The following is a 21090-nucleotide window of genomic DNA, read 5'->3' as shown; positions in this document are numbered from 1 at the left end:
CATTCCCATCGGTTTGAATGTTGTTATCCCGATTGTAGTGCGGAACGCGTGATGAAAATGTGAAAGCCCACACGCATATCCAAACGTCTAGACGACCGGATGTAACAACGAGTAGCATTGCAGATGTGGAATTCACGCATACACAGGAAAAGCCATGAGCATTTCTACGGAGCAGGGCGCGGCGGGCAACGAAGCGCGCCGTGGCTGGATGGCGGTACTGGCCCGCGCGCCACGCGAAGCGCTGGCGCAGGCATTGGACACCGTGCTGTCGGGCCACGGCACGCCTAGCTATGAATGGCTGCGCGCGCCGGATATCGGCCTTGCGATGGTGCGCGGGAGAGTAGGCGGCACGGGCGATGCCTTCAATCTCGGCGAAGTCACCGTCACGCGCGCCACGCTGCGTCTGACAGGGGAGCATGGCGCGGCGGTCGGCGTTGCGGTGCATATGGGCCGCGACAAGGAACGTGCACGCCTCGCCGCCTTCGCGGATGCGCTCATGCAAACGCCCGCTTTCACCGCGCGCGTTCAGGCACATGTCATCGACCCGCTGGCCGCGCGCATCGACGAAAACAGGCGCAGCAAGCAGCAACAGGCGGCGGCCACCAAGGTCGAATTCTTCACGATGGTGAGAGGGGAATGATGCAGATCGACATGCAAAAGCTCGTGCCGGGCTTCAACGATCCCGTCCACGACGCGCAACGCGTGTTCCGCGCCTTGCTGGATGCGCTGGCGCGTCCGGGCAGCGTCGTCACGCTGGATTCGGCTTTGCCCGGCAATCACGCCATGCGGGATGCGTTGGCGGGCCGCGTGCCGGTCGCGGCATTCGCAGCGCTTCTGGCGTTGACAGACTATTCGACGCCCGTATTTCTCGCGCAGGATAACGAAGTATTCGGCGATGCCCTGCGTTTCCACGCAAGCGCACCGCTCACGCGTGAGCACGCCAAGGCTTCCTTCGTCTATAGCGACGATGCCGCGCACATGCCCGCGCTCGATGCCTTCGCGCAGGGCGAACCGGAGACGCCGGAAGACGCGGCCACGTTGTTCATTCGCGTGCCTTCGCTCACGGAAGGCGACGCGCTGACGTGGCGTGGTCCCGGCATCGAAGGCGAACGCACCGTGAGCATTGCGGGACTTCCGCGCACGTTCTGGCATGAGCGCGCGGCGCTCACATCGCAGTTTCCGTGCGGCATCGACTGTTATTTCGTGGCGGGCGGCGCGTTGGTCGGCCTGCCGCGCACGACGCAAGTGGAGGTGGACTGATGTATGTCGCCGTGAAGGGTGGCGAACGCGCCATCGAACGTTCCTGGGATGTGCTCGCGAAACAACGCCGTGGCGATACCTCCGTGCCTGAAATGTCCGTCGCGCAGATTCGCGGGCAATTGCGGCTGGCCGTGGCGCGCGTGATGACCGAAGGTTCGGTCTACGACGAAGAGCTTGCTGCGCTTGCCATCAAACAAGCCGCAGGCGATCTGGTCGAAGCGATCTTTCTGCTGCGCGCCTATCGCACGACCTTGCCGCGTTTCGGCTACACCATTCCGCTCGATACCGAAGCGATGTGCGTGGAGCGGCGCATCTCCGCTGCGTTCAAGGATATTCCGGGCGGGCAGATGCTTGGCGGTACGTACGATTACACACAGCGCCTGATCGATTTCAGCTTGCTGGCCGAAGGCGAAGCGGTGACCGAGTTCAACGCTGCATCAAAGCCGCAACCTGAAGAAAGCGCCATGCCGCGCGTGCTGTCCTTGCTCGATAGAGAAGGGCTGATCGAGCAGGAACGCATCCATGAAGATGCACCCGAGCCCGGTGATCTCTCGCGCGAACCGCTCGCGTTTCCGGCGGATCGCTCGACACGCTTGCAAAACCTCGCGCGCGGCGACGAAGGCTTCCTGCTCGCCGTCGGTTATGCGACGCAGCGTGGCTATGCGCACAGTCACCCGTTCGCGGGCGAGATTCGTCATGGCGAAGTGGCCGTCGAAATGCACATCGACGAACTGGGCTTTGCTGTTGAGATCGGCGATATCGACGTGACCGAATGCCAGATGATCAACCAGTTCGGCGGCAGCAGCGATGTGCCGCCCGCATTCACGCAAGGTTATGGCCTGGCGTTCGGTCACTCGGAGCGCAAGGCGATGGCCATGTCGCTGGTGGATCGCGCATTGCGCGCGCAGGAGTTGGGGGAGTTGGTCGAATCGCCCACACAGGATGCTGAATTCGTGCTGTCGCATAGCGATAACGTGGAAGCATCGGGCTTCGTGCAGCATTTGAAGCTACCGCACTACGTGGACTTTCAATCGGAACTCGAATTGCTGCGGCGTTTGCGTCGTGTGCATGAGCAGGCACAGGAACCCGCACAGGAGAACGCGGCATGAGCACGCATGAAGCGGAAAGCGCACTCACCGAAGGCTATAACTTCGCGTATCTCGACGAACAGACCAAGCGCATGATTCGGCGCGCGTTGCTCAAGGCCGTCGCGGTGCCGGGACATCAGGTGCCGTTTGCGTCGCGCGAAATGCCGCTGCCTTACGGATGGGGCACGGGCGGCTTGCAAGTGACATCGGCGATCATCGGCGCGGACGATACGTTGAAGGTCATCGATCAGGGCTCCGATGAAACCACGAATGCGGTGAACATCCGCCGCTTCTTTGCGCGCACGGCAGGCGTGGCGACGACCGCGCGCACGGCGGAAGCGAGCATCGTGCAGACACGTCACCGCATTCCGGAAACACCGCTCACGAGCGATCAAATCCTCGTCTATCAGGTGCCGATGCCCGAACCGCTCTACAAGCTGGAACCGCGTCAGACCGAATGCAGAAAATTGCACGCGCTCGCGGACTATGGGCTTATCAACGTGAAGTATTACGAGGATATCGTGCAGCATGGCAGCATCGCGACGACTTACGATTATCCGGTGCTCGTGAACGATCGCTATCTCACGTCGCCATCACCCATTCCGAAGTTCGACAATCCGAAGATGCACATGAACGCTGCGCTGCAATTATTTGGCGCGGGCCGCGAGCGGCGCATCTATGCGATTCCGCCTTATACGAAGGTAAAAAGCCTCGATTTCGAGGATCATCCGTTCAGCGTGCAGAAGTGGGAACATGCATGTGCGTTGTGCGGATCGCATGAGAGCTTTCTGGATGAAATGATCGTGGACGATCAGGGTTCGCGCATGTTCGTCTGTTCCGATAGCGACTATTGTCACAGCCGCCGCGACGACGATGAGGAGGCCGCACGATGAACGCCCTGCTCACTGCGACGAAACTCACTAAACGCTACGACGGACGCGGCGGTTGCGTCGATGTAGACCTTGAGGTGTATCCGGGCGAAGTGCTGTGCATCGTCGGCGAATCGGGTTCGGGCAAGTCCACTTTGCTGAACGCGCTTGCGTTGCGCAGCGATATCGACAGCGGCGCGCTAACCTATACGACACGTGAGCATGAAACGCTCGATCTGCTCACACTGAGCGAGCCGCGCAAACGTCTTTTATCACGTACAGAATGGGGTTTCGTGCATCAGAACGCACGCGATGGCCTGCGCCGCAACGTATCGGCGGGCGCGAATATCGGCGAGCCGTTGATGGCGATCGGCGCGCGACATTACGGACGTTTGCGCGAAACGGCATCGGACTGGATGAGCCGCGTCGAACTCGATGCCGCGCGCATCGACGAATTGCCTTCCGCGTTTTCGGGCGGCATGCAGCAGCGTTTGCAAATTGCGCGCAATCTGGTGACAGGCCCGCGCCTCGTGTTCATGGACGAACCGACCGCCGGGCTCGATGTCTCTGTACAGGCGCGCTTGCTCGATTTGTTGCGCACGCTGACGAGCAAGCTGCATCTGGCCGCGGTGATCGTCACGCACGATATCGGCGTGGCGCGCTTGCTCGCGCATCGGCTGATGGTGATGAAAGACGGCCGCGTGGTCGAAAGCGGCCTCACGGATCAGGTGCTCGACGATCCGCAACATCCTTATACGCAGACGCTGGTGGCGTCCGTGCTGCCGGTCTGAGGTGAGAGAGATGACAGTAATCAACGAGGAAGCATTCATCGCCGACGATGCCCTGATGCTACGTGCTTCGGACATCGAAAAGACTTTCACGCTGCATCAGCAGGGCGGCGCGCAGATCGTTGCGTTGTCGGGTGTGTCGCTCGATGTGCGGCGCGGTGAATGCGTCGTGCTGGCGGGTGCTTCCGGCGCGGGTAAAAGCACGTTTTTGCGCTGCATGTACGGCAATTATCTGGCGACGCGCGGGAGCATCGCGGTGCGCGACGATGGCCGTGCATCGCGTCATGTGGAGCTCACGCAGGCATCGCCGCACGACATCATCCGTTTGCGCATGACGACGCTCGGCTACGTCAGCCAGTTTTTGCGCGCTATTCCGCGTGTGAGTTCGCTTGCGCTTGTCGCGGAGCCGCTCGTTTCGCGCGGTGTAAATGAAGACGATGCACGCGAACGCGCGGCATCGTTGCTGGACAGACTGAACGTGCCGCGCCGCTTGTGGACGCTCGCGCCTGCCACGTTTTCCGGCGGCGAACAGCAGCGCGTGAATATCGCGCGCGGGCTGATCGCGGCGCATCCCGTGCTTCTGCTCGATGAACCCACCGCTTCGCTCGATGCCGAGAATCGCGATGTGGTCGCGGACCTCATCGTCGAGGCGCGCGAACGGGGCGCGGCGATCGTCGGCATCTTTCACGACGAAGACACGCGCGCACGCGTGGCGACGCGTATCGTGCGGCTCGCGTCGTCGGCAGTACCGAACATCAACGAATCCGGAGCATTGCAGACATGCTGATCAAGAATGCGCGCATCGTCACGCGCGATGAAGACTTCATCGGAACGATGCGTATCGAGGATGGCTATATCGCGGAACTTTCGCCTGGCAACACGGCCGCGCGCGATGCAATCGATTGGGAAGGCGACTATCTGTTGCCGGGCTTCGTGGAACTGCACACGGACAACATCGAGAAGCATCTCGCGCCGCGTCCGGGCGTGCTGTGGAATCACGAAGCGGCGATCATCGTGCACGATGCGCAAGTGGCCTCCGCCGGCATCACGACCGTGTTCGATGCGCTCGGCGTCGGCTCGCGTCCCGAAGACGGCGTGCGCGGTCGCGAGTTGCAGGTGCGCTGCGCGCAGTCCATCGGCAAGTTCGTCGAACGCGGTTTGCTGCGTGCCGATCACTTTCTGCACTTGCGCTGTGAAGTGGGCACGACCGATGTCGTGGAAGTATTCGATTCGTTGTCCGTACATCCGTTGTTCAGGCTTGCTTCGGTGATGGACCACACGCCGGGCCAGCGTCAGTGGCAGGACCATGAGAAGTGGCGCAAGTATCAGGAGCGTCACGGCAAATGGAGCGACGACCACGCGCAGCAGATTCTCGCGCAACTGGCCGAACATCAGGAGCGTTATGCAGCGGTGCATCGTGCGGATATCGTCGAGCGTTGCAAGCGGCTGAACGTGTCGCTCGCGAGCCACGATGACACACTCGTCGAGCACGTCGAGGAAGCGGCGCGCGATGGCATTGCGCTCGCGGAATTTCCCACCACGCTCGATGCCGCCCGCGCCGCGCGCGAACATGGCATCGCGACGATCATGGGCGCGCCGAACGTGGTGCGCGGCGGATCGCATTCGGGCAATGTCTCGGCGCTCGAACTTGCGCGCGAAGGGCTGCTCGATATTCTTTCGTCCGACTATGTGCCGTCGAGTTTGCTGACCGCTGTGTTCGATCTCGTGAGCCGCGCGGGATGGACCTTGCCGCGCGCGGTGAGCACCGTTTCGTGGGCGCCCGCGCATGCGGCAGGGCTCGATGATCGCGGGGCGATCGTGCCGGGTCTGCGCGCGGATTTCGTGCGCGTGGCCGTGCTCGATGAACTGCCGGTGCCGCGCGAAACATATCGCGAAGGCCGTCGCGTATCCTGATCTCCAAGCGTCAGCAAACCGTCATACGCGGGTAAGCCCGCGTTGACGTTCATCATGCATTTTCAGTACTCTCACGCGAGTTTCGTTTAGTTCGCTATGTGAATCGGTGTTCGCATAACGAACAAACGAGCATACACAGACTTTCGATGAGGGAATGATGAGTAGAAGTCCTGCCGTGAACGTCCAGACGTTCATCAACGAGCATCCGTTCTCGCCGTTCCAGTGGTTGATCTTCGCGATGTGCTTTGTCATCGTGTTGCTGGATGGTTTCGATACGGCGGCGATCGGCTTTATCGCGCCTTCGCTTGTGACGGAATGGCAGATCAGCCGGCCCGCGCTCGCGCCAGTGCTGTCCGCCGCATTATTTGGCCTTGCTGCGGGCGCGCTGCTTTCCGGTCCGCTGTCGGACAAGTTCGGCCGCCGCGCCATGTTGCTCGGCGCGGTGCTCGTGTTCGGCGTGGCGTGTTTGGTATCGGCGTTTTCAGCGGACATCTCGCAGTTGACCACCTTGCGATTCGTGACGGGTCTCGGCCTTGGCGCCGCCATGCCGAACGCCGTCACCATGATGAGCGAGTTCTGTCCCGACCAGCGTCGCGCCACGCTCATCAATCTCATGTTCTGCGGCTTTCCTTTGGGCGCGGCATTCGGCGGCTTTCTCGCTGCGTGGATGATTCCGCATTTCGGCTGGCGTAGCGTGTTGATGATGGGCGGCGTCGCGCCGCTCGTATTGTCCGTACTGCTGATCGCCACGATGCCCGAGTCCGTGCGTTACATGGTCGCGAAGGCGCAGCCCGTCGAAAAGATCAGAAAGGCCCTCGCGCGCATCTCGCGCGATGCTTTGAACGCGGGTTCCTTCTTCATGACCGAAGCCGCGCCCGTTACTCAAGGCAAGAGCGGCATGAGCGTGGTGTTGTCGCGTTCGTACGTAGTCGGTTCGGTCATGCTGTGGCTCGCGTATTTCATGGGCCTCGTGATCTTCTATGCCTCCATCAACTGGATGCCGATCCTGCTCAAGGAATCGGGCCTCAGTCCTGCGCGCGCGACGCTTATTTCCGCGTTGTTTCCGCTCGGCGGCGTAGGTGCGGTTTTATGCGGAGTGCTGATGGACAAGTTCAACGCGAACCGCATCATTGGGGCGTGCTATGCGTTGACGGCGTTGTCGGTGTATTGCATCGGACAGTCGGTGGGCAATGTGGGCTTGCTCGTGCTCGTCGTGTTTCTCGCAGGTGTCCTGATGAACACCGCGCAGTCGTCGATGCCCGCGCTCGCGGCCGCCTTCTATCCGACGCAAGGGCGCGGCACCGGCGTTGCGTGGATGCTGGGTATCGGGCGCTTTGGGGGAATTGCGGGATCGTTTCTCGTTGCCGAGTTGACGAAGCAGCACTTCACGTTTGGCGGCATTTTCGCGGTCGTCGCGGTGGCCGGGCTAATTTCGGCGGTCGCGTTGCTCATCAAGCAGGCGGCGCATCCGCAGAAAGTGGCGACGGGGGAAATGAAAACGACGGAGCCGCTCGGGCATTGAGTTTTTTGTGTTGCTGTGGAATTGCCTCGCGTGATCTTCGGGTCGCGCGAGGCGTTTTTGTTTTGGGATGTAAAAATGCGCGGCCTGAGCGCGCGTCAAGCAACCTTCTTTACACGATTGTCGGAAATCTCCTAAGTAAGCCGTTCGCAATCAAACTGAAAATCCCGGGCCAGTTTTAGGTCGCGGGGAAGCAGCGCTTGTTTTTCTTCCGGGACCTGCATTACTTCCGGAATAGAGAAAATGAACAAGGGTTGCTTCAGGCTGATCTTCAATCGCGTTCGGCACATGATGATTGCCGTCGCGGATTTCGCGGTTTCGCGTGGCGCGTCGAGCAGTGGCGCGAGTACGTCTTCACCATCCGCCAAATGGATTCCGCGCGCGCTGGCGCTCGCGGCCATCGCGGCGTTCGGCTCGAATGTGTTGCTAGCATCGGCGCAGATCGTGGCCGCGCCCGGCTCCGGTGCGCAGGTGATTCAGACGCAGAACGGGTTGAACCAAGTGAACATCGCGCGGCCGAGCGCGGCGGGCGTGTCGGTCGGCACCTTTTCTCAGTTCGATGTCCCGAGCAAAGGCGCGATCCTCAACAACTCGCCGACGATCGTTCAGACGCAGCAGGGCGGGTACATCAACGGCAATCCGAATCTCACGCCGGGGAACTCGGCGCGGATCATCGTCAATCAGGTGTTGAGCAATGCGCCCTCGCAACTGAAGGGCTATCTCGAAGTGGCGGGGCAGAAGGCGGAAGTGATCGTCACCAATCCGAACGGCTTGGTGGTGGATGGCGGCGGGTTCATCAACACGTCGCGAGCCATTCTGACGACAGGGACACCTAACTATGGCGCCAATGGAAGCCTGACGGGCTTCACGGTCAACGGCGGCAATATCAGCGTGCAGGGTGCGGGGTTGAATGCCACCAACGTCGATCAGGTCGATTTGCTGGCTCGCGCCATTCAGGTGAACGCCGCGATCTACGCCAACAATCTGAATGTGATCGCGGGTGCGAATCAGGTCGATCACGACACGCTCTCGACCACGCAGATTGCAGGCAGTGGTGCCGCGCCCGCGCTTGCCATCGATGTCGGGCAGCTTGGCGGCATGTATGCAAATCGCATTTTCCTGGCATCGAACGAGTATGGCGTCGGGGTTTCCACGCGCGGGATTCTCGCGGCGCAGGCAGGCGATCTGACGCTCGCATCGAACGGACAGCTCGTGCTGGGCGGGACGACCAACGCGAGCGGGAGCTTGAGCGTATCGGCGCGCGGGGGCATCGACAACAGCGGCGTGACTTACGCGCAGCACGATGTGAACGTGTCCACATCGGGGACGCTGACGAACGGCGGCACATTGGCCGCCCAACAAAACCTGCATGTCGATGCTGCGAGCGTCGCCTCGACCGGCACGCTGGGCGCGGGCATCAATCAGGACGGTTCGGTTGCGAAAACCGGCGATCTGAACGTGACGGCCACGGGCGCATTGAACGTCAACGGTCGCAACGCCGCAGGCGGCAATGCGAGCTTTGCAGGGGCTTCGTTGAGTCTCGCCGGAAGTTCGACGACGGCCAACGGCAATCTCGCGCTGACTGCAAGCGCTGGCGATCTGAACACGTCAAGCGCGACGACGACCGCAGGCAACACGATCAACGCCACGGCGGCGAGCACGTTCATCAACGACAATGGCGCGCTCAAGTCGGGCGGCACGCAATCGATCACGGCGGGCGCGCTGTCTAATCGCAACGGGCAGATCATTTCGGGCGACGCGCTGACGGCGAACATCGTCAATGCGGTTTCGAATCAGGGCGGCACGATGCAGGCGTCCGGCACGTTGAACGTGTCGGCTGCGAGCGTCGACAACACGAGTGGGCATGTCGCGTCGCTGGGCGGCAATGGCGTGACGCTCGTCACCAGCGGCGCGCTCAACAACGGCGCCAACGGGCAAATTGCCAGTAACGGCAATGTGAACGTGCAGGCCGGGCAACTGGTCAATGCAGGTTCGATCACCGCGATGCAAAGCCTGATCGCGCGTGCGGTGCAAAGCATGCTCAATAGCGGGACGCTGGCCGCGAACGGTGCGGTGACGCTTTCGGCGGGCACGACGCTGACCAACTCCGGTTCGATCGCAGGCAATCAACTCACGCTTTCCGCCATCGATCTGATCAACCGGAACGGCACGATCACGCAGGCGGGCACGAGCGCGACGACTTTCGCCATCACCGGCACGCTCGACAACACGTCCGGCTCGATCGGCACGAATGCGGACGATTTGCTGCTCGCGCCCGCCGCATTGTTCAACGATAACGGCACGATCACGAGTTCGGGTGCGGGAACGCTGACGGTTCGAACCGGCAACGGTGCGCTGTCGAATAATGGCGGCACGATTGCCACGAACGGCGCGCTTCAAGTGACGAGCGGCGCGCTTGCCAATCGCGGTGGCACGCTCGCCGGACAAAGTTCGGTTTCCTTAGATATCGCCTCGCTCGATAATCGCGATAAGGGTTATGTCGGCGCGAGCAACGTATCGATTAACGATGCGGGCCGACTCGATAACACCGGTGGCACCGTGCAGGCGAATGGCGCGATGAACGTCGCGGCGCAGGATATCGCCAACGACAGCGGATCGATTGCCAATGGATCGACGGCGGCGACGACCGTTACTGCGCGCGGCGCATTGAGCAACGCGAACGGCGGCGTGATCGGCGGCAACGGCGACGTGTCCGTGTCGGGTGCGAGTATCGACAATACGAATGGCACGCTCATGGCGGGCGGTTCCATCAACGGGCAATCGGGCGGCACGTTCACGAATCGTTCGGGCCTGATGCAAGCCGGTCAGAATGTGTCGGTCAGCGCGGCAGGCGCGATCGACAACACCGCTGGCCAGATCGAAGCCGATGGCGCGACCTCCGCGCTTTCAATGAATGGCGCGACGCTCGACAACGCGAACGGACGCATCGCGAATAGCGGCACGGGCGCAACAAGCGTGTTTGCGGACACCATCGTCAACAGCAACGCGAATGGCGTGGCGGGCGCGGGCACTATCGGTGGCAATGGCGATGTAACGCTCGATGCGCGCGTGCTGTCGAACACGAACGGCGCGCAAGTGCTCGCCGGCCACGATCTGAGCATGCGCATCGCGCAATTGGCCGATAACACCGCTGCCACGCTCTCGGGTGCGAATGCGCTCACGCTCGAAGGCCCGAACGCCGCTTTGTTGAATAGCGGCGGCTCGGTTCATGCCAACGGCGCGTTGAGTTTGAACACCGCTTCCATCGACAACACGAACGGGCGTATCGGTAACGACCAAGGCAGTGGCGGCAGCGTATCGATTGCAACGAGCGCGCTTGCCAATCAAGGCGGCGCTATCGGCAGCGACCAGAATCTCGCGCTCACGACGAACACGCTCTCAGGCGATGGCCGCATCGTCGCGGGCAACGATGGCGCGTTGACGATCAACGGCGACTACACGCTCGATACCGCCAACCATATTCAGGCCAATCACGATCTTGCCTTCACGATCGCGGGCGACTTCACGAATCAGGGCACGCTGGCGGCCATCGATGCGCTGACGCTCAACGCTCGCAACATCGACAATCAAGCGGGCGCGGACCTCAACTCCGCCAGCACGACGGTCAATGCACAAGGCGCGTTGACCAACGAAGGACGCATCGAAGGCGACACGGTCAGCACGACGGGCGCGACGCTCGTAAACACCGGAACGATCATCGGCGACGTGGTGACGGTGAATGGTTCGGTATCCGTATTGAACACGGGTGCTGCCGCCGTGATGGCCGCGGCCTCCGAACTGAACGTGTATTCGCGCGGCGACATCCGCAACGATCAGGGCGCGAATCTCTTCAGCCTGGGCGACATCAACATTGCAGGCGATGCCACGCGCGATGCGAACGGCCTGCTCGTGAACCGCGCGAATTCGGTGACGAACGATCAGTCGGCCATCGAAGCGCAGGGCAATATCGAAGTGGCCGCTGCGACGCTGACCAACACGCGCCCGGCACCCACGGTCGAGACGGTGACGACGGGCATCGACACGGTTCATCAGACCAAGCGTGACAAATATATCGGCTGCACGACAACCGGCGGCGATTCACACGCGGGATGCGGCGATGCCCGATGGCAGCACGCAGCATGTGCTCGCGCCCGTGGTGTATCTGGCGCACGCGAACGCGAACGATCTTCAGCCGAGCGGCGCATTGATCGCGGCGGACGATGTGGAGATTCACGCCACCGGCAGCGTGACGAACAGCGCGGTGATCAAGGGCGGCACGCAGACGGTGATCACGGGCACGGACATTCTGAATCGAGGCGGCGCGATCGGCAGCAGCGGCACGAACGGCACCACGATGATCACCGCGACGAACGACGTGGTGAACGCATCGGGGCGCATCTCGGGGAACCGCGTGGCGGTGCTGGCGGGGCACGATATCGTCAACACGACGCTGGTCGATGCAGCGGGCGTGAGTTCAACAACGCGAAGCTGGACACATCGGGCAACGCGACGCTCACGGGTTCCACGCTGAGCGCGGACAAGGGCGCGGCGAGCATCGTCGCGAGCGGTGACGTGACGTTGAACGAAGCGCGCGAGGAGCATGACGATTATTCGTATCGGCATGCGCAGCGGGGGAGCGCGCTGCACCAGACCGTGACCGATGACATGCAAAGCACGCGGTCGAACATCGGCGTGGGCAGCACGGTGAGCTTCGGTTCATCGAGCAGCAAGTCGACCCTAAGCGACGACAGTACGCAACGCAATGGTTCGAACATCACGGCGGGCGGCACGGCATCGTTCATCGCCAAGGGGAACGGCACGGCGGGAAGCGGCAACGTGACGATCGCGGGTTCGACTGTGAATGCGAGCGACGTGATGCTGGCGGCGAACAATCAGGTCAACCTGGTCAACTCGACGGACACGGATTCGAACCGCAGCAAGAACGAATCGAGCAGTGGCAGCATTGGTGTGTTCTACGGTTCGTCGGGGTACGGCGTGGAAGCGTCGGGCAGTCGTGCGCACGGCAACGCAAATTCCGATTCGACGGCGCAGAACAATACGCACATCAGCGGCACGAACAGCGTGAGCATCGTGTCGGGGGGCGACACGAACATCAAGGGCGCGACGGTCAATGGCGGGCAAGTCTCCGCATTGATCGGCGGCGATCTGAACATCGCGAGCGTGCAGGACACGAGCCAGAGCGCGGCGCATCAGGAGAGTCAGAGCGCCGGGGTGAGCATCAGTCAGGGTGGCGGCAGCGCGAGCTACAGCCAGCAGAAGGGCGATGCGCATGGCGATTACAACGGCGTCGAGGAGCAGAGCGGCATCCATGCGGGCGCGGGCGGCTTCGATCTGAACGTGAAGGGCAACACGGACCTGCACGGCGCGTACATCTCGAGCGATGCGGATGCGTCGAAGAACAGCCTCACCACGGGTACGTTGAGCTTCAGCGACATCACCAATAATTCGAACTACGACGCGAAGAGCAGCGGATTCAGCGCGGGTGGGTCGATGGGGGCGGCGGATAGCGCGAAGGCCAATGGCGTGACGTCGCTGTCCAATGGCGGTGGTGTATCGCCGATGATCGCGCAGCACGACAGTGGCAACGAGACCGCGACGACGAAGAGCGCGATCGGCGCGGGCACGATCAACATCACGAACGGTGCGAACCAGACGCAGGACATCGCGAGCCTGAGCCGTGACACGACGGATTTGAACGGGACGGTGAGCAAGCTGCCGGATCTGAACAACCTCTTGAATCAGCAGGCGAGCACGCAGCAGGCAGCGGCGATCGTGGCGCAGACGGTGGCCACGCAGATTGGGAATTATGCGCAAGGCAAGAAGGACGTGGCGGACAAGGCGGCGGCGCAGGCCGAAAAGGACGGCGATCTCGAGTTGGCAGCGCAGTACAAGCAGGAGGCTGCGAGTTGGGATACACGAGCAACGAGGACGAATACCGCGCGTTGATGGCGAGCGGCGTGAACTTCGCGCAGAGCTTCGGTTTGATGCCGGGCATGGCGCTGAGCGCCGCGCAGATGGACGCGCTGACGAGCGACATCGTGTGGCTGGTGGATCAGGTGGTGACCTTGCCCGATGGCAGCGCGCAGCACGTGCTCGCGCCCGTGGTGTATCTGGCGCATGCGAACGCGAACGATCTTCAGCCGAGTGGCGCATTGATCGCGGCGGACGATGTGGAGATTCACGCCACCGGCAGCGTGACGAACAGCGCGGTGATCAAGGGCGGCACGCAGACGGTGATCACGGGTACGGACATTCTGAACCGGGGCGGCGCCATCGGCAGCAGCGGTACGAACGGCACCACGATGATCACCGCGACGAACGATGTGGTGAACGCATCGGGGCACCCCCCCTTCTGCCATTTTTTGTCCCACCCCCTCATTTCCCCGCCCGAAAAGCGAAAATGCCACCCTCTCTACCGTGCGCGAAATCCCACGTGGATTAACAAATCCGCGCTCGGACCCAACCGGTTGATCTCAGGCCGATCGCGCAGCAAGGCCGTATAAACGCCCGCGCGCCTTGCGCACACAAACCCACAAAGCATCATGAAGTACACAAAGCGTCTGCTCGCCCTCTCGCTGGCAGCACTGGCCGCGCTCGCTCAATTGCAAGCCCAAGCACAAGAGCGCACCCCGACATCCGCCGATGAAGCCGCCGCCGCCCGCGCCAACGCACTGCAAAGCCAGCAGGTTCAGCAACAACGCACGGAATCGCAACGTCAGGCCGCCGTCAATGCCTCGACGGTTCTTTCCGAAGTCCCGCAGGAACATGGCTTCCCAGTCCTGCCCATCGAACAAACCTGTTTCCGCATCGATACATTCGCGCTGAACGTCCCCGACAACTTGCCGGATGTTCCACGCAAGCAAGGCGCATCGGCGTTGCCGCTCGACCGGTTCGCCTTTGCGCGCGAATGGCTCGGCCATTACGAAGGCCAATGCATCGGCAAGGAAGGGCTGAACGTGCTCACCAAAGGCTTGCAGCAAGTGATCCTGAGCCGCGGCCTCATCACGACGCGCGTGCTGCTGCCCGAGCAAAATCTCTCCAACGGAACGCTCGAACTCTCGCTCGTGCCCGGCGTGATTCACGACTTGCGTTTCGCGGATGCCGCCACCACAGGCTCATGGAAAAGCGCTTTTCCGGCGCGCCCCGGCGATGTCCTCAACCTGCGCGAACTCGAACAAGGTCTCGAACAGATGAAGCGCGTCGCGAGTCAGGACGTCGACATGAAGATCGAGCCGACCCGCACGCCCGGCGAAAGCGATGTGGTCATCAGCGTGAAGCGCGTGAAGCCGTGGAGCGTGGCCGCATCGATCGACAATTCGGGTAGCCGTGCAACGGGCAAATTGCAGGGCAATGTGAGTCTGGGCATCGACAATCTCTTCGGCCTGAATGACATCCTCAGCGCCGGAGCGAATCAGGACTTGTATGTCGATGACAAACAACGCGGTTCGCACGGCTTCAACGGCTCGTATTCGATTCCCTACGGCTATTGGACCGCGAGCATCTTCGGCAATACGAATACGTACTACCAACAAATTGCGGGCGCGAACCAGAGCTTCGTGTCGAGCGGCAATTCGCAGACGGCCGGTCTCAAGCTGCAACGTGTCCTGCGCCGCAGTCAAAGCGATGTGCTCGGCGGCTACGTGCAGGTGTCGCGTCGCTTTGGCGCGAGTTTCATCGACGATACCGAGATCGAGCTTCAGCAGCGAAATAATACGTTCATCGAAGCAGGTCTGACGGACCGCCATTTCTTCGGGCGCGCGCAATTGGATGGCTCGCTCGCGTATCGGCAAGGCATTGGCGCGTTTGGTGCGAAGCCGGACCCGCGTCTTGCGCCCGATCCGAACATCGCGCCGACCGATGCCACCAAGCCGCTCGACCCGACCTACCGGTTCCGCATGGCCGTGGCCGATCTGAACCTCTCGGTGCCGTTCGAGATCGCGCAGCAAAACCTTCGCTACGTCACCACGCTGCACGGTCAATACAGCGCCGATCATCTTTACTATATCGACGATGTCACCATCGGCAGCCGCTACACGGTGCGCGGTTTCGACGGCGAACAGATGCTCGCCGCCGAGCGCGGTTTCTACTGGCGCAACGAGTTGCAGGCACCGATCGCGCAGACGGGGCAATCGCTCTACATGGGTCTGGACTACGGCCGCGTATTCGGACCGAACACCGCGTTTCTGGCGGGCACGCAATTGGTTGGCGCGGTGATCGGCTTGCGCGGCGGCCTGCCATCGAAGGGACTCAGTTACGACATTTTCGCAGGGACGCCCGTCTATAAACCCGCCTCATTCGAAACGTCGCGCGTGACAGTAGGGTTTCAAATGACCGCGCAGTTTTAATGCTTTGACGATGCCGCCGTTTGCCAATCGTCAGACCGTGGCATAACTCCTGCTGACACATTCATGCGACCGTCCGCTGCACGAAACAACACAGCGGCCAGCAGGCAGAACAAGCTGCAATTCATCGCATTGGCAAACCGTCATCAGGAGTGTGTTGACATGAAACGTATCGCTATCTCGTGCGCCGCTGGCGCATTTGCGCTGGTGTGTGCATCCGCTTTCGCGCAGGACAATCCACCCAGTTCCACCACGGGTCTGCAAGCAGGCGACAACGCGCAGACCACCACCAAGGGCCCGGGCATGCACAAGCATTCGAAAAAGATGCACAGCACCAAGACCGGTGGCCAGTCAGCAGGCGACACCGGCAAGCCGGGCGGCACGGCGACGCCGAGCGGCCCCGGCGCGCCGGTCAGCGCGAGCGGCTCGGGCAACTGATCGAACGCACACATGTAGAAACGAAAACGGGACGTTAAAAAGCGTCCCGTTTTTCATTCGAGTGCCAACGATAAGCATGACGCTGAACTGTCACGCATCTGGCATCAACGTCATTTGGCGAACAGCGAATCCATGTTCGCGAATGCCTTGATCTCCACCGCATTGTCAGACGGATCGAGGAAGAACATCGTCGCCTGTTCGCCGACTTCGCCCTTGAAGCGAACATGCGGCTCGATAATGAAGCTCGTCCCCGCCGCCTTCAATTTCTCCGCCAGCGCTTCCCACTGCGGCACCGACAGCACCGCGCCGAAATGGCGTACCGGCACGGCATCGCCATCCACAGCGCTGGTCGCGCGATGGCCGCATTCATCCGGCGACAAATGCGCCACGATCTGATGCCCGTAGAAATTGAAATCCACCCAATCTTCCGAACTGCGTCCCTCAGGGCAGCCAAGCAAATCGCCATAAAACTCGCGTGCGGCCGCAAGGCTATGCACGGGGAAAGCAAGATGGAACGGCGGAATGGTCGTGCTCATGATGTGTCCTTGTCCTTTGATGAAAATCGATGCGAAAGTGTATTCACAAATAATAATGCTGAAAAACGATATATTGCGGTTCTCAGCCCCACTATTTTCGATGAATCGAGATGCTGCGAGAACTTCAGACTTTCGTTGCGGTAGCGCGGCACGGCACGTTTGCGGGCGCGGGCGCGCATATCGGTCTCACGCAATCGGCGGTCAGCGCGCAGATGCAGCGGCTCGAAGCACATCTCGGCTTCGCGCTGTTCGATCGCACGGGCCGCTCGGCCACGCTCAACAAGGCGGGCCGCAAGACGCTCGAACTCGCCGATGAACTCATCGCGCTCTACGCGCGTCTGTCGGAACCGGAAGGCGAGGACGGACGCGGCGGCACGCTCGCGGTGGGCGCGATCGTCTCGGCGCATGCAGCGCTCTTGCCGGACGCCATCGGCGCGTTCCGGCGCACCTTGCCCGCGTGGCGCATCCGGCTCGTGCCGGGCGTGTCGCTCAATCTGCTCGCTCAGGTCGATGCGGGCGAAATGGACATGGCCGTCATCATTCGTCCGCCGTTTGCAATGCCCTCGGAATTGCAATGGCGCACGCTCATTGCCGAGCCGTTCGTGCTGCTCGCGCCTGCCGCGAAAAAGCGCGCGAACTGGCGCGCGCTGATCGAATCCGAGCCGTTCATTCGCTACGACCGGCGCTCGTTCGGCGGCCGTCAGGTCGATGCGTTCTTGCGCAAACAGCGTATCGCCGTGCGGGATTCGATCGAGGTGGACGAGCTTCAGGGCATCGCGCAACTGGTCGCGCGTGGCCTGGGCGTCGCATTGTTGCCGATGTCCGATGGCATCGGCGCATGGCCGCGTAACGTCGTCGCACTGAGTCTCGGCGATGACACGTTCCATCGCGAAATCGGTCTTGTCGAACGTGCGCGCCGTGGCCGTCAGGATGCGGCGGCGCGGCTCGCGGATTGCATCGTGGAAGCCGCGTCCGCGCCGCCCGTGGTGGCCGCGATGCGCGGCAAGCATTGAGCATGTCGCGCGCATGAGCGCATAAAATGCGTGGCAGGGCGCGGCCATCGATCAGTCCGGCGTTTTCGATTCCCGGCGCGCGCCGCGCTTCGATCAAGCGAGGGTGAGCGCCATGAGCGACGAACATCGGGCAGGCAGCGCGAAGGACCACGTCATGAGCAGGCTGTTCGCGTGGCTCGACCGGGTCGATCCCGGCACGCATCGGCGCATCAAGGGGCTGCGGCTTGTGACGGCGTACGGACTGGCGGCATCGCTCGGTGCGCTGCGCGATGTCACTCGCGAAGTTCCGGCAAGCGTGTCGGTCGGCGTGCTCGCGGCGGCGTATGCGTTGTGGGCGAGCGTGTCGGAAGCTCGCGCCACGCGCGCCGAATCGAGCCGCGATCTCGTCGTTCTGTGTCTCGCGGCGGCGGCGGGTTCGCTGAGTCTCGCGTGGCTTTCGCCGTCGTTGCATGCGCTCGGGCGCGGTGGCGTCGAACTGATTCTCGTGAGCGGCGCGTTTCTCGTGGGCTATCTCAAACGCTATGGAATAACGGGCGCGGGCGCCGGTTCGCAGTTCTATGTCGGACAACTCGTCGCGTATGCGGTGAACCTTTTGCCCGGCGATACGTGGGCGATCTTGCTGGCCGCGATGATCGCCATCGTCGCGGCGGTGGTGCCGCGCGTGCTGAGTGGTCCGGCCGAGCATCCGGTCGTGTTGCCCGCGCTGGCTTCCGAACCGGCGTATGGACGCAACGCGGTATCGCCCGCCTTCGCAATGGGTTTGCAGGCCGCGACCGGCGCGCTCGTCGTCATCGCGCTGAATGCCGTGGTCGGACTTGCCGAATCGGGATGGGCCATCACGGCTTGCGTCTATGTCACGGCGACGTCCGCCGTCGGCACGGCAGAACGCGTGCGGCGGCGCATCTACGGCACGTTGGTGGGCGTGCCCATCGGCATCTTGTGTCTGCCGCTCGCAGAACATTTGCCGCTGATCGTATGGACGCTCGCTGCGTTCGCGATGATCGTCTACGCCATGGCCTTGCCCGAGCGTTACGACATCGCATGCGGTGCATTCGCGTTCGCGCTCATCGTGACGATGGCGGCAAGCGGCATCCATTCCGTGCCGTTACTTGCGGCGCGCGCGTGGGAAACCTTGCTCGGCGGCGCGCTCGGTCTGGTGGCCGCGCGCTTCATCTTTCCGTTGCGGATCGTGCGCTCGCCATGAACATCATGGCCGCTTGATGCGTTTCGTCGCTTCCTCGATCACGCGGTCCAGTTCGTCGAAATCCACCGGCTTGACGAGATGCGCATCGAAACCGGCCTGCGAGGAGCGTACCTTGTCGCTGTCGTGGCCGAAGCCGGTCATCGTCGCGACATACGCGTGGCCGATCAGACGTTGCGAGCGCAAGGTCCGCAGCACCGCGTAACCGTCCATGTCGGGCAGCGCGAGATCGAGCAGGAGCAAATCCGGCGGAAAATGCCGGATGATTTCGATGCCTTCCCTGCCATGATACGCAATCCGAACTTCATGGCCCTTGAGTTGCAAGAGCATGGCGAGGCTGTCCGCCGAATCCCGGTTATCGTCGATGACGATCACGCGCAAGCCATTTTCCACGCCGTTCAACGGCTGATTGCGCTGCCACGCGCCGGACGAGGGCAATGTGTCTTCGCTTGCATAAGGCAGGCGCACGGTGAACGTGCTGCCCCGGCTTGGCCCCTCGCTTGCCGCCGCGATCGACCCGCCGTGCATCTCCACGATAGACCGGCATAACGTGAGTCCGATACCGAGTCCCGCTTCACCCGGATTCAGATATTGATCCTCCTGCACGAACAGATCGAATATGGACGTGAGCCCTTTCTGCGAGATGCCGCGCCCCGTATCGACCACCTTCAGCAGTAGCGAATTGTGCTCGCGTATCGCTTCGATCGTGATGGCGCAGCCGCGCGGCGAGAACTTCGATGCGTTGTTCAGCAGATTCTGCACGACCTGCACGAGACGCGTGGCATCGCCCATGACGTGCAGCGGTTCTTCAGGCAAACGTACCGCGACCGTTTGCGCGCGTTCGTCGAGAAACGGCTTCACGAGTTCGATACTACGAGCGACGATATCGCTCACGTCCGCCCGCGCCATGCGCAGTTCGATCTTGCCGGTGGTGATGCGCCCCATGTCCAGCAGATCGTCGACGAGCCGCCCGAGATGTTGCGTCTGCCGGTCGATGATGTCGCGGCACGCAGCCACGCGCGGCGCGATGTCCTCTTCCATGCGCATGACGCCAACCGCATTGCGCACCGGCGCGAGTGGATTGCGCAGTTCATGTGCGAGCGTCGCCAGAAATTCGCTGATGCGGCGCGATGACACTTCGAGTTGTTCGAGCCGCTTGCGCTCGCTCATGTCGCGCGTGACCTTGGCGAAGCCGCGCAACGTGCGATGTTCGTCATAGATCGCGGTGATGACGACATTGGCCCAGAACAGCGAGCCGTCCTTTCGCACGCGCCAGCCTTCGTTCTCCACGCGTCCCATGCGAATAGCCGTGGCCAGTTCGATGGCGGGGACATCGGCGGCGAGGTCTTCGGGACAGTAGAACGCCGAGAAATGCTTGCCGAGAATCTCGGCGGGCAGATAACCCTTGATGCGCGTCGCGCCCGTGTTCCAGCTTGCGACATGGCCGTCCGGGTCCAGCATGAAGATGGCGTAATCGCTGACGTTTTCGATCATCAAACGAAAACGTTCTTCTGAGAGCCTCAGTTTTTCTTCTTCGGCGCGCTTGGCCGTGAGGTCGCGCGTATATTTCGCATACCCGATGATTTCGCCATGCTCGTCGCGCGCCGCGGTGATGACAACATTCGCCCAGAACAGCGTGCCGTCTTTGCGCACGCGCCAACCTTCGTCCTCGAAACGGCCCGTGGCGTAGGCCTGCTTGAGTTCGTATTCAGGCCAGCCACGCGCGACGCTTTCCGCCGGGTAAAAGCGCGAAAGATGCTGCCCGACGATCTCGTGCGCCTCATAACCTTTGATTTTGCGCGCACCCGTGTTCCAACTGACGATGCAGCCGTTCAGATCGAGCATGAAGATCGCGCAGTCTTCGATGGCATCGACCAGCGCGTGATAACGCGCGTCGTGCATGGCGGGTTGTTCGTTCGCCGGGATGGTGCGCGCGCCTGAAGATGCCGGCGCGGTTTCGACTTGCGGCGATTTCATGGGGGCTCTCGATGTAATTTACGTTGCGTGGATCGCCGTGGCGGATCACGCGGCTCGCGCTTATGCGCGCATTCGCTAGTGTAACGCCGCTCGGGAAGCGGTGGACGTCATGTGTTTTCGCTGT

Annotated in this window: 15 protein-coding genes and 2 pseudogenes; 15 read left to right on the top strand and 2 right to left on the bottom strand. The window is 62.0% G+C overall.

Translation table 11 applies throughout. From position 1 onward, the window contains the following. Positions 1–154 precede the first annotated feature (154 nt). From phnG to ACZCWR_RS21885, 13 genes and pseudogenes are all read left to right on the top strand, one after another. Positions 155–640 (top strand): phosphonate C-P lyase system protein PhnG, encoded by a 486-nt coding sequence (gene phnG / locus ACZCWR_RS21945; RefSeq protein WP_487303725.1) that lies wholly within the window; start codon positions 155–157, stop codon positions 638–640. After that, a complete protein-coding gene (gene phnH, locus ACZCWR_RS21940; protein WP_487303724.1) occupies positions 637–1260 on the top strand; it encodes a phosphonate C-P lyase system protein PhnH in 624 nt (207 codons plus the stop codon). Before phnG ends, phnH begins: the two co-directional genes overlap by 4 nt. Beyond that, positions 1260–2369 carry a carbon-phosphorus lyase complex subunit gene (locus ACZCWR_RS21935; RefSeq protein ID WP_487303723.1) on the top strand — a complete coding sequence of 370 codons (1110 nt, stop codon included), beginning with the start codon at positions 1260–1262 and terminating at the stop codon, positions 2367–2369. The genes phnH and ACZCWR_RS21935 overlap by 1 nt, the downstream gene beginning before the upstream one ends. Continuing rightward, on the top strand, positions 2366–3241 hold the full coding sequence (locus ACZCWR_RS21930; protein WP_487303722.1) for an alpha-D-ribose 1-methylphosphonate 5-phosphate C-P-lyase PhnJ: 876 nt from the start codon (positions 2366–2368) through the stop codon (positions 3239–3241). Before ACZCWR_RS21935 ends, ACZCWR_RS21930 begins: the two co-directional genes overlap by 4 nt. Then, complete coding sequence (phnK, locus tag ACZCWR_RS21925) at positions 3238–4008, top strand: phosphonate C-P lyase system protein PhnK (RefSeq protein WP_487303721.1); 771 nt, start codon at positions 3238–3240, stop codon at positions 4006–4008. The genes ACZCWR_RS21930 and phnK overlap by 4 nt, the downstream gene beginning before the upstream one ends. A gap of 10 nt (positions 4009–4018) precedes the next feature. Further along, on the top strand, positions 4019–4792 hold the full coding sequence (gene phnL / locus ACZCWR_RS21920) for a phosphonate C-P lyase system protein PhnL (protein WP_487303720.1): 774 nt from the start codon (positions 4019–4021) through the stop codon (positions 4790–4792). Continuing rightward, positions 4786–5919, top strand: a complete 1134-nt coding sequence (locus ACZCWR_RS21915; RefSeq protein ID WP_487303719.1) for an alpha-D-ribose 1-methylphosphonate 5-triphosphate diphosphatase — start codon at positions 4786–4788, stop codon at positions 5917–5919. Before phnL ends, ACZCWR_RS21915 begins: the two co-directional genes overlap by 7 nt. Before the next feature lie 157 nt (positions 5920–6076). Beyond that, complete coding sequence (locus ACZCWR_RS21910) at positions 6077–7441, top strand: MFS transporter (RefSeq protein WP_487304769.1); 1365 nt, start codon at positions 6077–6079, stop codon at positions 7439–7441. Positions 7442–7681: 240 nt separating this feature from the next. After that, positions 7682–11566, top strand: a pseudogene (locus ACZCWR_RS21905) (beta strand repeat-containing protein); the annotation flags it as partial. 537 nt (positions 11567–12103) lie between these two features. Continuing rightward, positions 12104–13405, top strand: coding sequence for a hemagglutinin repeat-containing protein (locus ACZCWR_RS21900; protein WP_487304768.1), 1302 nt, complete (start codon positions 12104–12106; stop codon positions 13403–13405). After that, positions 13369–13800: pseudogene (locus ACZCWR_RS21895) on the top strand (hypothetical protein); the annotation flags it as partial. The gene ACZCWR_RS21900 and the pseudogene ACZCWR_RS21895, both read left to right, overlap by 37 nt. Before the next feature lie 201 nt (positions 13801–14001). Then, a complete protein-coding gene (locus ACZCWR_RS21890; protein WP_487303718.1) occupies positions 14002–15804 on the top strand; it encodes a ShlB/FhaC/HecB family hemolysin secretion/activation protein in 1803 nt (600 codons plus the stop codon). Positions 15805–15963: 159 nt separating this feature from the next. Continuing rightward, the gene (locus ACZCWR_RS21885; protein WP_487303717.1) at positions 15964–16239 is read left to right on the top strand and encodes a hypothetical protein; all 276 of its coding nucleotides are present in this window, start codon (positions 15964–15966) and stop codon (positions 16237–16239) included. 110 nt (positions 16240–16349) lie between these two features. On the opposite strand, the gene ACZCWR_RS21880 is transcribed toward ACZCWR_RS21885, so the two are convergent. After that, positions 16350–16775 carry a VOC family protein gene (locus tag ACZCWR_RS21880; protein WP_487303716.1) on the bottom strand — a complete coding sequence of 142 codons (426 nt, stop codon included), beginning with the start codon at positions 16773–16775 and terminating at the stop codon, positions 16350–16352. 110 nt (positions 16776–16885) lie between these two features. Here ACZCWR_RS21880 and ACZCWR_RS21875 point away from each other — a divergent pair, with 110 nt between their 5' ends. Both ACZCWR_RS21875 and ACZCWR_RS21870 read left to right on the top strand, forming a co-directional pair. Next, positions 16886–17788, top strand: a complete 903-nt coding sequence (locus ACZCWR_RS21875; protein ID WP_487303715.1) for a LysR family transcriptional regulator — start codon at positions 16886–16888, stop codon at positions 17786–17788. A gap of 112 nt (positions 17789–17900) precedes the next feature. Continuing rightward, positions 17901–18992, top strand: coding sequence for an FUSC family protein (locus ACZCWR_RS21870; RefSeq protein ID WP_487303714.1), 1092 nt, complete (start codon positions 17901–17903; stop codon positions 18990–18992). 3 nt (positions 18993–18995) lie between these two features. Here the strand turns inward: ACZCWR_RS21870 and ACZCWR_RS21865 are convergent, their stop codons facing one another. Then, the gene (locus ACZCWR_RS21865; protein ID WP_487303713.1) at positions 18996–20966 is read right to left on the bottom strand and encodes a PAS domain-containing hybrid sensor histidine kinase/response regulator; all 1971 of its coding nucleotides are present in this window, start codon (positions 20964–20966) and stop codon (positions 18996–18998) included. Positions 20967–21090 lie beyond the last annotated feature (124 nt).

Source organism: Caballeronia sp. A2-2, from assembly GCF_057612605.2.
This window is presented reverse-complemented; position numbering and strand designations above follow the sequence as displayed.